The following is a 16,267-nucleotide window of genomic DNA, read 5'->3' on the forward strand; positions in this document are numbered from 1 at the left end:
TTCAATGAAACATTAAAAATTAGTATAAAATTACCCTCTTTTTTGCACAAAACTCGCAATCTTATTGAGAATCACTGTATAATACCCGCCAAATTTCATTAAAATCACATGACTCTATGAAAATGGCATACTTCTGGCGTAAAGGTCTATGGGCGCTGATGAGCCTGTCTTTTGTTTTAATAGTAGCAGGCTGTCTGTTGTACCTCTATCTTGAAAGTCAACTTCCCAACGTAGACTCGTTGAAAACTGTACAATTACAAGTACCTTTACAAATTTTCAGCAAGGAAGGTCTGCTTATTCAGGAGTATGGCGAGAAAAAACGAATTCCCGTTACTTATGATGAAATACCCCCTATGCTGATCCATGCTTTAATTGCCACTGAGGATCAACGCTTTTTTGAACACCCTGGTGTAGATGTACTAGGCCTGGGCCGTGCGGCAGTTCGTATGGTAAAAACCGGGACAAAATCTCAAGGTGGTAGTACCATTACCATGCAGGTTGCGCGTAATTTTTTCTTAAGTCGTAAAAAAACCTTTTTGCGTAAATTTAATGAAATTATGCTCGCCATAAAGATAGACAGAGAGTTGAGCAAGGAAAAAATTCTCGAACTATATCTTAATCGAATCTATTTAGGTAACCGCGCTTATGGAGTTGGTGCAGCAGCAATGGTTTATTTTGGAAAGCCGCTCAAAGAACTAAATCTATCCGAATTGGCAATGATTGCAGGACTTCCACAAGCCCCTTCAACACAAAACCCCATTGCAAATCCCCTTGCAGCTAAAAAACGTCGGGATCATGTATTGGAACGCTTACTCGAAGAACATTATATCAATGAAGAACAGTATCAAAATGCTATCAATCAGCCCATTACAGCTAAGTATCATGGTACTCCTATTGAAGTCAAGGCGCCCTACGTTGCGGAAATGATTCGTCAATCGTTATATGACAATTTCGGCCCTGATGCTTACACGAAGGGCTACAAAGTGTATACAACTATTGATGGGAAATTACAAAATACCGCCAATGATGTCGTCGAAAAAAATTTAATAGCCTATGACCACCGACATGGTTATCGAGGACCTGTTGCTACTATTGGTGAACAGGACAGCAAATCCTTACATTCCATTCAAAAAAATCTGGAAAAATATCCTCAACTGAATCATCTTACTCCAGCAGTCGTTACCGAAGTCCGAGAAAAGGAGGCTACAGCCACGTTACAGAGTGGTCGCACTGTTATTATTCCTTGGGCGGGTTTATCCTGGGCTAGACCAGCACTTAAAAATGGCTGGGTAGGAAAGTCTCCATCAAAAGCCATGCAAGTGGTTGCCGTTGGAGATATTATTTATGTTCATTCAACCAAGGATCATTGGGAGTTAGCACAAATTCCGGAAGCTGAGTCCGCAATGGTAGCACTCAATCCTAAAAACGGTGCTATAGAAGTCCTGGTTGGTGGATTCAATTTCCAAAAAAGCAAATTTAATCGTGCAACTCAATCCAGTAGACAACCGGGGTCCAGTTTTAAACCTTTTGTCTATGCCGCAGCCTTAAACAATGGTTATACCTTGGCAACATTAATTAATGATGCGCCTATAGTCGTTGATGATCCAAGTCAACCAAACTTATGGCGTCCTCATAATGTGAATCTTAAATTCAATGGGCCCACACGTTTAAAACAAGCTCTGGTCCAATCTAAAAACCTAGTCTCTATACGTATCCTTGATGATATTGGTATTAATTATACTATCGATTTCCTAACTCGTTTTGGATTTAATAAGAAAACGCTTCCTAGAGGTTTATCTTTGGCTTTAGGCAGTTTGTCAGTTAGTCCTATGGATCTGGCTGCAGCTTATGCTGTCTTCGCTAATGGTGGTTATAAAATCGAACCTTATCTCATCGACCATATTACTGACAAAGATGGAAAGATTTTATTACAAGCCAAACCCACTGTTGTGTGTAACAATTGTGACAATAATGTCGATCATTCAACTTTAGCACCCCGAGTTATTCCTGAAGATATTAACTTTTTAATGTATACCGCTTTAAAAGATGTGATTCAACATGGTACTGCTCGTGCAGCTAGAGTGCTTAATCGTCAGGATATAGCAGGTAAAACCGGAACAACTAATGATCAAGTAGATTCCTGGTTTGCTGGTTTTAACTCTGACCTGGTAGTAACAACCTGGGTTGGTTTTGATAATCCTAAATCCTTACATGAATATGCTGCAGGACTCGCCTTGCCCTTATGGATCGACTTTATGAAAGTTGCGTTAAAAGGAAAACCTGAGGGGGAAATAAAACAACCTGACGATATAGTTGCTGTCCGCATTGATCCTCACAGCGGTTTATTGGCGCATCCGAATCAGGCCAATGGCATTATCGAGTATTTTCGCAATAAAGAAGTTCCATCGGAAGAAGATCCCACGCCCATTTATAATGCGAGTAATGATCAACAACAACTTTCAACAAGCGTAGATAGTTTATTTTAGAATCAAATATAGCGTACTAAAATGCAGCGGAAAAAATCTGATATCAAAACTAGTAGATTCCGCTGCACGACTAGGGATTGCCCTACTCAAGATAAAATAACTTATCTGCTGCCGCGATGCGGTGAACTGTTCTAATTCCTTGTGTCCCGTCTCCTAATACCCAAGCGATAATTATAAACCTTTTGTCTCGCGCTTTTGGTGCGATATCCAAAGAATATTAATAATCCTTTAGTTTAATCGAATGCGCTGCTTTATTAATACGTCTCGTGGAGCGATTAATAAAAAATTTGATTAGATAACTTGGTGCCATTTCCATGAGCTTTTGAAGCACCCAGGAAAGTACATTATTCTTCTCCTGAGAGCGCATCACTTGCGCTGCTTTAATTCCTAACTCCTGATTGAGTCGAACAAAAGGGCGCATTTGTTGTTCATATTCCTTGAAAGCAATCTTATGGTTTGCATTGGCTGAAGCTAGCTCTCCAGCAAGTACATAAGCACCTATGATAGCAAGACTAGTACCTTGGCCTGACATGGGCGAAGCACAATAGGCAGCATCCCCTAATAAAATCACTCTCCCCTGCGACCAATGATCCATATGAATCTGAGCAGCAGTATCAAAATAAAAGTCAGGAGAATTAGGCATCATTTGCAAAAATTTGGGGATCTCCCAACCAATCCCTTCATAGACTCTCTTCACTATTTGCTGTTGTTGTTCTACATCTCGTAAATCAATGGGTAGTGGCGTTGTAAATCCAAAACATGCTTTAGCCTGAGGTTCTCCTGAAGCGCTCCACACCGATGCAACTCTACCTAATTCCGAGTATTGCATCTCCATTCGATCTAAATTCAAATAGTTTGGAACTGTAAACACACAGAGATATAAGCCCAAGTGCTGAGAAAAAAGTGACTCATCACCAAACACAATTTGTCTTACATTTGAATGAAGCCCATCCGCACCTATTACCAGATCGAATTCTCGAACTTTAGTACTTTGAAACTTGACCTCTACTCGATCAGAATTTTGGGATATCCCTTCAATGCTATCTCCAAAAATGAACTCTGCACCATGGACTTGATCCATTAGAATTTGACACAAAACACCGCGAATAATTTCTACATCATCACCAACACGATGGCCGAATTCATCACCGCTCATTTGTTGAATCACTTTTCCATTTTTATCGACAAGCAAGGCACCTTGCATATCAGTACTTGCGTTGGCAATGGTTTCATAAATACCCATCCTCCGCAGAACGTGTAAGGCCGAACCTCGTACATCGATTTTATAACCCCCCGTCAGCAAGGAGTTTGCACGCTCTACGATTGTCGTGGTAAAACCATAGCGCCTCAACCAATACGCAACAGTCAATCCTGCCACCCCTGCTCCGGAAATAAGTACTCTCACATCGCCCTCATGGATAGAAAAGAATCTGAATTTGAATTGAATATTAGTGTAATAAAGAAAATAATTGTAGTGCAAAAGGCAGAAATGCTGTGAAAACGAATTTACTGCATAAATAAGTATCTTAAATCCCGGGCTACGGATCCACCATAAACCCGGGGTACAACTTAAATCAGAAACAACAAAATGCTATCGACCAGCCAATGCTATAGCTGCAGGTGTGAACTCATATCCTAAATCACGTGCAACTGCCTCAAAGGTAATCTTGCCTTCATGAACGTTTAAGCCATTAAGTAAATGTTTATCATTTAATAAAGCCAGCTTAACACCTTTAGTTACAATACTTAAAACAAAAGGTAGGGTTGCATTATTTAAAGCAAAAGTTGATGTTCTTGGGACAGCACCAGGCATATTCGCAACACAATAATGAACGACATTGTCAACAACATATGTGGGTTCTTGGTGTGTTGTGGGACGACTAGTTTCAAAACATCCCCCTTGATCGATAGCTACATCGACGAGTACTGAGCCAGGACGCATTGATTTAAGCATGGCCCGAGTTACTAATTTTGGAGCTGCTGCACCGGGTACTAAAACGGCACCAATTACCAAATCAGCACTAGCAGCATATCGTTCTATCGCATCAGCGGTGGAATAAACCGTATTGATCTTAGAACCAAATTGGAAATCCAATTCATTCAAACGTTGCAAAGAACGATCCAGTACGGTCACTCGCGCTTCCATCCCCATCGCCATACGCACTGCATTAGTACCAACTACTCCTCCACCAATAACTACGACATTTGCCGCAGCGACCCCAGGCACTCCACCTAGTAAAATACCACTGCCACCTTGAGCCATTTCCAGACAATGAGCCCCGGCCTGAATAGACATACGTCCTGCCACTTGGGACATAGGAGCCAATAAGGGTAAACCACCGCCTTCTTCCGTTACTGTTTCATAAGCAATAGCGGTAACTCCAGATTCTTTAAGCATACGAGCTTGGTGAGGATCTGGGGCCAAATGCAAATAGGTAAATAAAGTCTGGCCTTCGCGAAGACGCTTGCACTCAATCGGTTGTGGCTCTTTAACCTTTACAATGAGATCTGCTCTTGAAAATACTTCATCAGCACTGTCAACAACCTCAGCACCTGCATGTTGATAATCTTCATCAGAAATACCGATTCCTAATCCAGCACCCCTCTCTACTATAACAGAACTTCCTACTCTAATAATTTCCCTGATACTAGAAGGAACAAGACCCACACGATTTTCTTGAGGTTTAATTTCTTTTGGAACGCCTACTAACATACTTTCTCCCCTAACGGTTTTTTAATTGTGCGATTAACTGTGGCACAAGCTCAAATAAATCACCAACCAAACCATAGTCGGCGATTTGAAAAATAGGGGCATCTTCATCCTTATTAATTGCAACAATAATCTTGGAATCTTTCATCCCTGCCAAATGCTGTACTGCTCCAGAAATTCCCACAGCAATATAAAGCATTGGTGCAACTATCCTTCCGGTTTGCCCCACTTGATAATCATTAGGAACAAACCCTGCATCCACAGCAGCACGGGACGCCCCTACAGCAGCACCAAGTTCATCAGCTAACTCTTCGATCAACTGAAACTTCTCAGCACTTTGCAATCCTCTTCCACCAGAAACAACTATTTTAGCACTTCCTAAATCAGGTCGTTCAGACTTACTTAATTCATGCTTAATAAATTGACTCTCTTTTGCGATAAACTCTTTGTCAATTTGCTCGATTAAACAACTAGTCTGACTTGCAGTTATTGGATTAAAAGCTGTTGCTCTAATGGTTAACACTTTTATAGAATCAAGAACTCGTACCGTTTCAATTGCATTACCCGCGTATATTGGATGTTCGAATGTATCTTTATCAATAATTTTACTGACATCGGACACTTGAGCTACATCTAACCGCGCCGCAATACGTGGAGCAATGTTTTTACCAAAAGTGCTCGCAGGTGCGATGAATGCTTGAAAAGAATGCGCAAAAGAAAGGATCAAATCGGTTATTTGCTCTGCTAAAGGATGTTCATAACAAGGTTTATCAATGTACCAAACAGCATGTGCTCCTGCAAGAGTCGCAGCCTGTTCTGCAACCGCCTTGCATTGATGACCTACAACCAGTAAAGTCGGTTGATTATCTAACTCCAATGCTGCAGCTAAAGCATTACGAGTAGATGGGTGTAAGGTTTGATTATTATGTTCAACGAGTACTAAAGTGCTCATCACTCCCCCTTATCAAAGCACTTTGGCTTCATGCTGTAATTTATCCAATAATTCAGTTACTGAGTCAACCTTCACTCCCCCACTACGGGTGGGAGGAGCAGTAACCTGCAATACCTCAATATGTTTTTTTAGTTCCAATCCCAGGCTATCAAGTGGCCTGATATCCAAAGGTTTCTTTTTGGCTTTCATGATATTGGGCAGACTTGCGTATCGTGGCTCATTTAATCGTAAATCAGTACTTATTACCGCTGGCAAATTCACACTTATTGTTTCAAGGCCTCCATCAATTTCACGAGTAACTTGAAAATGTTCTGGGGTTGCATCTATTTTGGAAGCATAAGTAGCTTGCGGCCAATTCAATATAGAAGCCAACATTTGTGGCGTTTGATTATTATCTCCATCAATAGCTTGTTTGCCCATTAATACTAAATCTGGCTTTTCATCATCAATAATCTTTTTTAATATTTTAGCGATATTTAGACTTTCTAATGCTTCTTCAGTTTGTACCAAAATTGCTCTATCAGCACCTAATGCCAAAGCATGCCGTAATGTTTCTTGCGAACTTTCTCCGCCAATGCTGACAGCAATTACTTCAGTAGCCCAATTATTTTCGCGTAAACGTAATGCTTCTTCTACAGCAATTTCATCAAACGGATTCATTGCCATCTTAATATTTTGTGTTTCAACTCCGGAATGGTCCGATTTGACCCGAATTTTGACATAGGGATCGATTACACGCTTCACTGCCACGAGAATTTTCATAATTCCTCACTGGATAATCAAAACAAACGCATCTTGCCAGAGATACCGTGCCGAATTCAAGGGTTTCTTTTTATTTAGCCTGAATTTACCGCCGGTATCTTCACTAGATATAATGCCTTAAATTGAGTATGAAACAAGTTATCTTGCTTCAATATCCCCCTTTTTTTTTCCAAAAACTAAGATTTACCTAATAAAGAAAGTTGCATATCGGACTCATCTTTTAGGAGATTTATTACTCGTTCAGCGCGATCAACGGCTAAGGCGGTTTTTCCTCCCTCAGTATACACATTGGAATTCTTTTTCACTAATTTTAACGCCTCAAAAGCTTGATCAATTTTCTCTTCAACTTTAAGTTCATCATCTTTATCTATTACACGCATTCTTAATAAAAATGCGTCTAACGCACGATACTTTCCCCCTCCAGCACGCCAGTTTCTGAAAAACTGCTGTTCTAATAATCCAAGATATGATTCGATTGGTGCCGCAATCATCTTTAATTGTGGAGTTTTAAAATTTTCACTAATACTTGGATTTTGACTTGCAAGAATTAATTCGCGGCATAAATTTTCCTCGGATGTTCCGTCATCAAACTTTTCAGGAGAGGAAGAAATTAATGGCGTTAAAATAGTTGAACCAATTTGAAGACTCATATCATAACAATGTCTTGATGCCCAAAACGTCATTTCAAGTAAACGAACCAATAAAGTAGTGGTTGCGATCGCAGAAACCATTGTAATTTTTTGCAAGGTGCTGCCAAGTTTCTGTAGTTCTTTCGAATTACTCGATTCAATGTATTGCCCACTTTTTAATAAAGCGAAATAAAGCGCATAAACGGCAAATAATTCTTCTGCAAAAACAAAAGTACCGAAACTAATAAAAACCATTGGAAGAAATGAAATTAAAGCGCGAATTCCCTTCGGTTTTATTTTTCCAACTTCGTCTAAGTAACCCGTTGATTCATCGAGTAATCTTAATAGGCTTGTATAAAAATGGCGTTCAGTAAAGGTTCGAGAGCTATTTCTTAGGTTTTCCATCCATTTTTTCAAATCTTCCCGACTATTAATCTCATCAAATTTAATGGGTTTAAAATCCTGAGGTGAAGTTAGTTTTTCATAACACAGGCTTAACGTTTTAAAACAAGCTCCATCATTGCGGGCTTCAGATAAATTTTTCTCAATCCATTTAGCTTCTGGAGAAAATTTCTCGAAGAGGTCTGGATGAAAATTTAAAGATAACCTCTTATAATTTTTTTTAATTCTATCTTTATCTGGACCGTCTTTAAGCAACAATTGATTAATTAATTTAATGAAATCTGCATCCAGCCTTAAAAGCGCTTCTTGATTCAACTCGCTGGTATAACATTTTTTTTCTTCGTCGTAACTCGCATAGATAGTAACCAGAGTTTTTAATTCAATCATAAATCCCTCCCTAGATTGGCAATAAATCGATACTGCTACTCTGGTACACTCCCTGACCTAGTTATTGCACAGTACCAGCGATTTTCTTGAACCAATTCTTCCGTTTAACATATTCAGTAAAAAAGCCAACAACTAATAAGCTAATATAAAATGCACTCATCACATCACTCAAATAATGAAAGCATAATAAGATTCTTGATGCAGCAACTAATAGGGCAATAACAAGTAAACTATAAAAATATCGAGGAAAAAGTGCTCCAAACCCTGCAGCCAAACTGATGACTGTTGTGGTATGCCCTGAAGGAAAAGACCAGTACTTGGAACTCAGTTGAAACCAATAAAAGCCAAATTCATTACTTGCAAACAATAATTCAGGACGAGCACGGCTCAAAACAACTTTCAAAATCAAACAAACTAAATTAGCTAAAAGTACACAACCGAGCAAATACCACGATCGTTGTTCATAAACAGGATTAACTTGTATGTATCGAAAATATAATCCTGCAACAAAAAACAAAACAATATAAGCAACCCATTTGCCTAAGGCAGTAAGTATCCCCAAAATGGGTAACTTGGTTTCTAAATCCAATTGGTGGAAATAAGTTGCCACAGACCGATCTACAAAATAATAGGCTAAAAAAACCAAAATTGCATAAAAAATAATAACCCAAGGTTTTTTCATAAAATTAAACAACTTTTCAAATTGTGTCATCAATTAAGTCCTTCTCTTTAGTTCTCACGTAAATACCATGGAATGGTAATAACAATCGTACGGGGGTCTCTTTCTAAAAAAAGCAAAGCGCGTAGACCTGGAGCATGAATGTTGTGTAACAAATACTCATACCATTTTGGTTCTACTAACTCAGGTATAATAAGAGCAACGAGGCGATTTTTCTTCTCTTTTCTCACTTTACTTACAAAATTTAATAAAGGTCTATAAATACGACGATAGGGGGATTTAATAATTTCCAGTCTAGGAATTTCTTTACCTGCTTTTTTGGCGGGTATTTCAATTTTTTCATGCCAAAGTTCCTGCAAGCCCTCAACACCTCCATATCCTGCATCAATAAAAACGGCCGTTATATCATCAGAAAGAAGCATTCCAAATTGAACTGCTTTTTCGGCAATCAAATCCAAACCATGTATTGGAATAATGACTATCGGGGGTGTCAGTTTCAAAGGGTCAATTTGTATGGGATTTTCAATTTCCTGAGCAATTCGTTCGTAGTGATGTTTAATACGATGCATTAAAAATGCTAATGTGGGTGCAAGAATAACGATTATCCAGGCTCCTTCAATAAATTTTGTAATAATAACAAGAACAAGTGCAATTCCAGTTACCACTGCGCCCACTGCATTGATTATTAATTTATATCGAACATGTCGGTTTTCCTTACGAAACCAATATACGACCATGCCGACTTGAGAAAAGAGAAAGGCACTAAACGAACCCACAGCGAATAAAGGAATCAAATTATTCGTGATTCCTTTAAAAACAATCAGGATGACGGCAGAAAAAAGGGCCAAGATAATTATTCCAGCTGAGAAGACTAAGCGTCGTCCACGTTCAGCAAAAAAATGAGGTAAATAATTATCTTCAGCTAGTAAACGACAGATTCTAGGGAAACCCGAGAAACTAGTTTGTGCCGAATAGGCAAGGACAAAAAAAATACTAGTAATGGAAATATAATAAAAAACACCTTTCCCAGTGGTTGCTTCAACTATTTGGGACAGTATAGTTTGATAGCCTGACTCATTCTGATTCATCGCTAAAATATGATATGCGGGACAAAGATAACCAATGAGTATTAAAAATAGAGCAAGGGCACCTACAATAATAGTCAATGTCCATTGTGCATTTCGAACTGTGGGTTTGCGAAATAAAGATACTGCATTACTCACGGCTTCTACGCCCGTCATTGCAGTCAATCCATAAGCAAAAGCAGTTAATAACATCCAAAACGATATTGTTTCATTAGAGCTCGTTTGTAATTTTTCTAGGTGATGTAGAGGCTGAGGTTGTGCTCCACTAATCCAGACATCTCCTAAACCAATGGCCAAAGCAGTGAAAAGGCTTAAGATAAAAATAACGACAGGGATCAAAAAAAGCGTTCCTGTTTCCCGAATACCTCGCAAATTAAATAGGGTAATCATCAGTAAAATAACAAGACATAAAGTAAGTGTGTAAGGATGTAATGAAGGAATAGCTGATAATATAGCCGCTACTCCAGCTGAGATTCCTACGGTTACGTTCAATAGATAATCCAATATTAACGAAATTGCTGCACCTAAACCATATTTCTTTCCTAAATTATCGCTTGCAACTACATATGCCCCCCCTTTTTCTGGATACGCTGCGGCGGTTTGTAAATAGGAAAAATACAAAAACATAAGAACAAAAACTACTAATAAACTCAGTGTAAAAAAATAATGTAATCCTATGAGTCCTGCGGGTAGTAATGCAGTTAGCATAGCCTCTGGGCCATAAGCCGTTGAAGATAAGGAGTCTAATCCAAGCGCAGGAACTCCAGTTGCTATAGACAATGCTTGTTTTTTCTTGGATCTTAAAGAAAGAGGTTTTCCCAAAATTCTATCTAATAATGGCATGTCCCTATACCTAAAAATTTTTAACCATTGTAACCATTCAATAAATCTTAATAAAGACGAAATTTAATATAGGGTAAAAGCAGGTGAGAAATGCTACAAATAGAACCTGGGTGAAGGGGCAACGGTAGCCCAGGAACATTTTAATATTTAAGCTGTAAACGATAAAAATTAACTGCATTCGTCAATAGAATTTTGTTTGCCATCCACGGATCAAAACTATCCCTAATAAGAGTAATGTCTTCTTTTTTGAAAGGGTATGGCGCGCGTGTTGAAGGAAGATCTGTTCCGAACATTAAAGCATCGGGATTAATTGAGGCGATTGTTTTGAGTGCCTTTGCTACATCAAAATCAACCCTGCCAAATCCTGATGCCTTGACCTTTACTCCGTGTTCAACGAGATTGAACAATATTGAAAGCCCATTTTTAGATAACCCCAGATGGTCTATGCTCACAGCAGGTAAGCTCAGCAATAAATCGGCTAACTCAATATATTCCGAAGGATCAACATACAACTCTACATGCCATTTGGCGATCTCATATACTCGGTGTGCCATTGCACTTAAATGGATTAATTGTTCTGAACCACCTCTTTTCAGATTAAACCGAATACCTCGTATACCTTGAGAATTCAATTCAATGATTTTTTTATCACTTACTGTGGCAGGTAATTGAGTTACTCCAACAAAGTTTGGGCCCAATGCGTTTAAAGCATTTATCAAATACGTTTGATCAAATGCTTGAAAAGATCCTGAAACCACTGCTCCACCTATAATGCGCAATGGTTTTACCATATTGAGATAATCATCAACTGTAAACTCATTAGGTAAATACGATTGATTTGCAACTAAAGGAAAACGAAAATCAATAATATGTAAATGCGCATCGAATAGGTTACTCATTATACCCCACTTTATTAGATATCCTTCTCTTGGTTGTTGACACTTTTACTTCATTGAAAATATTAACCTAGGCTGTTCTTACTAAGCAAAATTGTTAATAAACATCTCATCATCCACAATTTGTGGTTGCCGCTTCGTTTTTTGGGTAAAGAAATATTGTGGTTTAGGATTAAAGTGTAGCGAGGCAAAAGTATCCTCCATAGCTGAGTCCACTAAACTTGGAGTGTCTCTATACCCTCCCAGGCAATATCTCTCCCATTGACCATCAATCTCCATCTCAATAAAACAATGATCAGGATTAGCGTCAATACATACAGGAATCTCGGGATATAAACGTTGCATTTCTTCCTTAAAAGCAATAGCTCTCAACCGGCAACTTGCCACACCTAATTTTCTTGCTTCCTCAAGATATTCATTACCGTTATGTACCGTGACGCCAATGGCATTACGTAGTTTTCCATGATCTCTACCAAACTTAAGATATTTCATAAGTAAGCGATGAATCTGTTGATGCTCAGAAGATAAGTTAGATAGCGTATTAAAAATAGGATTTACTCGATACTGCTTGGGCATGCGAAGCAATAAATTTGTAAGAACTTCTTGCGGCTCAGCCGTGGGTTTAAGTAAGCGAATATAATGCAACCGATTTTCCTTAGAGTACTTTATTTCAAAATCGTCTTTTTTTAATCCTTTAATTGCGATATCCAATAAGATCTCGCCTGGATGTAAAGAGGGCAAGGCCTGCCAATTTTCTGTCAAACTTAATTTTTTCTGGCCTTCAAATAAAATTAGTTTTGATTCTTTTTTTCTTTTATTAATTAGCTTTTCTGTTATTCCTTCAGGATGAAACTCATATTTAATATTTACCAAATTTTCGGTGGCATTCATTCCCACTAACTCAAAATATTGGAATGGAGATGAGGGATCTTTATGAATTACTAGCTCAGAATATACTTCATTTCGGTAGTATTTGGGGGATGGGGTTTTAGTCAGTAAATCAACAGGTTTAAATATAGGTGCTCTATAGGAGGATTGGGACACGAAAGCCCGGGTATCAATACCACTTTGGTATGTTTTTTGTTTTATTGCGTTTCGAGTAGCGATTTCTTTTTTTAAGATCAGCATTTCTAATCGTACTTTTTGATCATATGCAGAATTTGCAAGCTCTACATCGATAATTGTTTCTTTGGTCTGATTTAAATTATTCACATCCAGTTTTGGTGAAAATATTGCAGCAACCTGATCTAGATGTGTCTCAAAAGATTCCCGATCATCTGCTAACTCTCGACAGACTTTATAATCAAGAAAATGGATTTTTGTTGTATCGAAGTGTTGATATTGAGCTTGCGCAAGTATTGTACCCTGATTTGCGGGTTTTAATTTGGGAGCCAGCAAATCATTAAAATCATTTCCATTGATGGCATTTTTTAGAGACTGTTTATTCTTTTGGATTAGTTGTCCATTTTCCCAGGTATATAATTGATGTCCTTCAGCAAGCAATCCAAGCATATGCTCTAAAATCAGCTTACGTTTATTCGTTGACCAACTCGAAAATGACCAATCAGAAAGAATATAAATTTGACCCGTAGGGGTTTGTTCAAGATCATTGTCAATCTCTTCGTCTTGCACGTCCCCTTGTAGATCAAGCGTAGAGGTTTGTTCAAGATCATCAACCCCTTCTTGCATATCCCCTTCAATTGAAGCATCGCTCTTTAACTTTTCTAAAGCTTGACGAATGTCTCCGTCAAAAATACCTTGGGTGCGGGCAAATGCCCTCACATTGGCGTAGGAAGTTGCGGGAAACCACTCGCCCAACCAACCTGTTTTCCTCTTTAGGATGGGTAATAAGGTTGCTATAAGCTTTAAAGCAGTATCAACCTGCAAATTTATGGGATACTTTTGATATTTTGAGGCTCGAAAGGGCAAAAGATATTGTTTCAACTCAGTTGCTTTTTTTCTATCCTCTTCATTACCCCAGCGTTTATTTTCAATACGCTCAATTTCATTATCAACCACTGCTAATAATGTACTCATTAGCTCTGTCCCAGTTGCAGGTAAAATTTGCAGTCTAAAGGGAGGAAGAAGTTGCTCTTGCGCTGTAATCATCGCTTCAAAATCGTCAAACTGTTCCTGATTTACTGCTGATTGTTTTTTACTTTGTGTTGCTTCACGAAGACCTGCCTCCAGGGTTTTAGGAAGCACATATCTTCCTCTGTTTACGAGATTAGGGTCCACTTGATTTAAAACTTGCATCACGTTCTTTGAACAAAATGTTGCATCAGAGGGAGCAATTCTGTCTCTGTCTTTTTTATCCTGCTGATTCGACCATTGAAAAAGAGATTTAATCACAGCCCAAAAACTGGTTCGACTTTTTCCTTGTTTACGTAATTGTGCAGTCACTTCAACTTGCTGTAGATAGGCTTTAAGAAATTTCTCTCTTTGTTTACTATCCGTATGTTTAAACACCAATAGGCTTGAATGAACCGCGGGAAGAACTTCAGCTTCTCCTGAAGCCCGCCAGAAGGTAACGAGTAACTGAATTAGTTTTGCTTTTCGCTCTTTTGTTGCAGTAAGAAATCGCTCAATTAATTCCTCTGAATCCTCATTTCCAGTCATTGAAGCAGCTAATCGCTTCATCCACTGAGCACCATGTTCTAAGGCTCTCTTTATTTGAGGTTCATTGAATTCTTTTTGGCAGTAATGTAGAAGTAATGAGGTCAGTTCTTCTATAGTGCTTTCTTTAAGATTTTTAATGAATTCTGCTGTTGATACGGTAAGCTGTCGTTCATAATTATGACAGATGACTCCATATTTATTTTTACCGGTACAAACAAAAACCGTAACTACTTCTTTATGTCCATGTTTATTGCCCGCCGTAGTTAGTGATTGGGCCGCCTGTTTTAAGCGCACCCAAGGTTTACCGCTATTTGAGACTACAAATAAAATATCCCCTGGTTCAATAGCACAATCCTTCATCACTAACATAACGGATTCCTAAAGCCTAAATTAGAAATGAATTACGCTAGGATGTCCATGTTCATTTCTTCCGCAGCTTTCGAGTGTAATTTCACTTGTGATTATTGATACCAAAATTGCTATGCATGTATCCTCATTAGTTCCCGCTTGTTCCATACCTTTAATCATTGAGTCAATTGTTTCGGGAGCAAAATCTAGTTCTTTGAGTCGAGAAGCCACCTCTTCTGGCTTAGAGAAGGAGAGCACGGTGACTTCAGCGGCATGTTCTTTCAATAACTTAAGATAAGATTCTCTTTGTACTTGTAAATCTAAAGAGCTAGGAGATGTGCCTTTGATTAATTTATATCTTTTAATTACGTCATCAACGTATTTAATAGCGTCTTGATTATCTCTAAGCGACTCATCTTTGCCCTTAACACGCAATGTTTCGTATTGCTCTTCAAGATTTTTTGTTTTGCCCAATGCCTTAACAAGTTCCGGCTCTAATTTTTTTAATATTGGCATTTTGTCTCCTAGACTAGTTAATTTTCGGCCAGAATAGTATCACGCATAGATCAACCAATCAACTTAGTGCCTTCAATTTAATCAATAGCTTGAAGTTCATTTTGCATATATAAAAAAAAAATAGTTTTAAAATTGAAAGACCTCATGAGGAAAGGATACTTTAGCTCCTTTTTACTTGTTATTAGAAGCCACTATTCGATAGAATCAGAATACATTGATTAGGGGTCAGTTTTTTAATGATAGAATTTACTTTAATTCAAAAAATATGTATTTGGGCCATCCCCATATTATTTGCCATCACCTTACATGAAGCAGCGCATGCCTACGTTGCATATCGTTGCGGCGATACCACCGCCAAAATGTTTGGCCGATTAAGTTTAAATCCTCTACGTCATATTGATCCGATTGGTACTGTCCTCATTCCTTTATTAGTTGGTGTTTTAACTCAATTTAATTTTGTCATTGGCTATGCAAAACCTGTCCCTATTAACTGGAACCAATTTCGACACCCCCGACGTGATATGATTTTGGTAACCCTTGCTGGACCCTTTGCAAATATTATTATGGCGTTTATATGGGCTGCCTGTGATAAAATTGCACTCATCTTAAATCCTAATACTTCCATGGCGGTGCTTTTTCTTTACGCGACAGCTCAAGCAGGTATATTTATTAATTTAATTTTGGCCGCATTAAATTTACTCCCAATTCCCCCTCTAGATGGAAGTCGAGTAGTCAGTAGCCTTTTACCCCCTAAACAAGCTATGGCCTACGAAAAAATAGAACCCTATGGCTTTTTTATTTTACTTATTTTAGTATTCACAGGTGTTCTAGGCATGATACTGACCCCGTTAATCAATCTAGGGCTTATTGCACTAAGCTCCATTTTTAAAATATGAATGGTGACGTTTTGATCGTTCAACACAAAATTTTAGTGCCTATTTTGATGTGGAAAA

The 16,267-nt window shown here is 38.4% G+C and carries 12 protein-coding genes; 2 read left to right on the top strand and 10 right to left on the bottom strand.

Annotation, left to right across the window (positions count from 1 at the left end; genetic code table 11):
* The first annotated feature begins 116 nt into the window (after positions 1-116).
* A complete protein-coding gene (locus ACWTE2_RS26725) occupies positions 117-2,486 on the top strand; it encodes a penicillin-binding protein 1A (RefSeq protein WP_454785149.1) in 2,370 nt (789 codons plus the stop codon).
* A gap of 217 nt (positions 2,487-2,703) precedes the next feature.
* On the opposite strand, the gene ACWTE2_RS26730 is transcribed toward ACWTE2_RS26725, so the two are convergent.
* The 10 genes from ACWTE2_RS26730 to ACWTE2_RS26775 form a co-directional block, all read right to left on the bottom strand.
* Positions 2,704-3,891, bottom strand: a complete 1,188-nt coding sequence (locus ACWTE2_RS26730; protein ID WP_182392975.1) for an FAD-dependent monooxygenase — start codon at positions 3,889-3,891, stop codon at positions 2,704-2,706.
* A gap of 186 nt (positions 3,892-4,077) precedes the next feature.
* Positions 4,078-5,199, bottom strand: a complete 1,122-nt coding sequence (ald, locus tag ACWTE2_RS26735; RefSeq protein ID WP_454785150.1) for an alanine dehydrogenase — start codon at positions 5,197-5,199, stop codon at positions 4,078-4,080.
* A gap of 10 nt (positions 5,200-5,209) precedes the next feature.
* The gene (locus tag ACWTE2_RS26740) at positions 5,210-6,148 is read right to left on the bottom strand and encodes an electron transfer flavoprotein subunit alpha/FixB family protein (RefSeq protein WP_454785151.1); all 939 of its coding nucleotides are present in this window, start codon (positions 6,146-6,148) and stop codon (positions 5,210-5,212) included.
* 12 nt (positions 6,149-6,160) lie between these two features.
* Entirely contained in the window at positions 6,161-6,910 is a 750-nt protein-coding gene (locus ACWTE2_RS26745; RefSeq protein ID WP_454785152.1) for an electron transfer flavoprotein subunit beta/FixA family protein, read from the bottom strand.
* A 176-nt stretch (positions 6,911-7,086) separates the two neighbouring features.
* Entirely contained in the window at positions 7,087-8,328 is a 1,242-nt protein-coding gene (locus tag ACWTE2_RS26750; protein WP_182392971.1) for a J domain-containing protein, read from the bottom strand.
* A 61-nt stretch (positions 8,329-8,389) separates the two neighbouring features.
* Positions 8,390-9,040, bottom strand: coding sequence for a phosphatase PAP2 family protein (locus ACWTE2_RS26755; RefSeq protein WP_454785153.1), 651 nt, complete (start codon positions 9,038-9,040; stop codon positions 8,390-8,392).
* 17 nt (positions 9,041-9,057) lie between these two features.
* Positions 9,058-10,935, bottom strand: coding sequence for an APC family permease (locus ACWTE2_RS26760; RefSeq protein ID WP_454785154.1), 1,878 nt, complete (start codon positions 10,933-10,935; stop codon positions 9,058-9,060).
* 140 nt (positions 10,936-11,075) lie between these two features.
* Entirely contained in the window at positions 11,076-11,834 is a 759-nt protein-coding gene (locus tag ACWTE2_RS26765; protein WP_454785155.1) for an amidohydrolase family protein, read from the bottom strand.
* Between the two features lie 81 nt (positions 11,835-11,915).
* Positions 11,916-14,819, bottom strand: a complete 2,904-nt coding sequence (locus tag ACWTE2_RS26770; RefSeq protein WP_454785156.1) for a hypothetical protein — start codon at positions 14,817-14,819, stop codon at positions 11,916-11,918.
* A gap of 21 nt (positions 14,820-14,840) precedes the next feature.
* On the bottom strand, positions 14,841-15,314 hold the full coding sequence (locus ACWTE2_RS26775) for a coiled coil protein (RefSeq protein ID WP_454785157.1): 474 nt from the start codon (positions 15,312-15,314) through the stop codon (positions 14,841-14,843).
* A 236-nt stretch (positions 15,315-15,550) separates the two neighbouring features.
* Here ACWTE2_RS26775 and ACWTE2_RS26780 point away from each other — a divergent pair, with 236 nt between their 5' ends.
* Positions 15,551-16,210: a site-2 protease family protein gene (locus ACWTE2_RS26780; protein ID WP_454785158.1), complete on the top strand. Its 660-nt coding sequence runs from the start codon at positions 15,551-15,553 to the stop codon at positions 16,208-16,210.
* Positions 16,211-16,267 lie beyond the last annotated feature (57 nt).

This window comes from Legionella nigrisilvae (assembly GCF_977063395.2).